Consider the following 794-nt stretch of genomic DNA (forward strand, 5'->3'; position numbering starts at 1 on the left):
GAATGAAATTGATTGCTCATCGGCTTAACAAAAACGAGCAGCAGGACATAAGTTATTAAAAGAATTAAGGATAGATTTTGCGTTATTCATTAAAGCAACTCGCCGTCTTTGACGCGGTAGCAGATTCGGGAAGCGTAAGTCAGGCAGCTGATAGGCTTGCATTGACTCAGTCGGCGACAAGTATGTCTCTTGCACAATTGGAAAAAATGCTCGGCAGGCCTTTGTTTGAAAGGCAGGGCAAGCAAATGGCGCTCACTCATTGGGGCATGTGGCTTAGGCCAAAAGCGAAGCGTTTACTGCAAGATGCACAGCAAATTGAAATGGGTTTTTACGAGCAGCATTTATTGAGTGGAGAGCTCAAACTCGGTGCGAGCCAAACCCCGGCAGAACACCTGGTTCCAGACCTCATCAGTATTATTGATAACGACTTTCCTGAGATGCGAATCTCGCTTGGTGTACAAAGTACCGATGCGGTTATAGATGGCGTATTAGATTACCAATATGACCTTGGCGTTATCGAAGGTCGCTGTGACGATAACCGAGTTCATCAAGAAGTGTGGTGTACCGACCATTTAACGGTGGTTGCATCGGCTCATCACCCATTTGCAAAGCGTGAACGTGTCAGTTTGGCGCAACTAGAACAAGCGAAGTGGGTATTGCGTGAACATGGTTCAGGTACTCGCAAAGTTTTTGATAGCTCTATTCATCATTTAATTGGTGATCTTGATGTTTGGCGAGAATATGAACACGTTCCTGTTTTAAGAAGTTTGGTAGCAAACGGCCCATATTTAACG

Annotated in this window: 1 protein-coding gene; it reads left to right on the plus strand. The window is 45.0% G+C overall.

The features are described 5' to 3' along the window. Nucleotides 1-77: 77 nt before the first annotated feature. Nucleotides 78-794, plus strand: a 717-nt coding sequence (locus tag AB4496_RS28295; RefSeq protein WP_372133365.1) for a LysR substrate-binding domain-containing protein, incomplete at its 3' end; no start/stop codon positions are given.

The sequence above is a fragment of the Vibrio sp. 10N.222.46.A1 genome (assembly GCF_041473595.1).
GTDB lineage: Bacteria > Pseudomonadota > Gammaproteobacteria > Enterobacterales > Vibrionaceae > Vibrio > Vibrio tasmaniensis_A.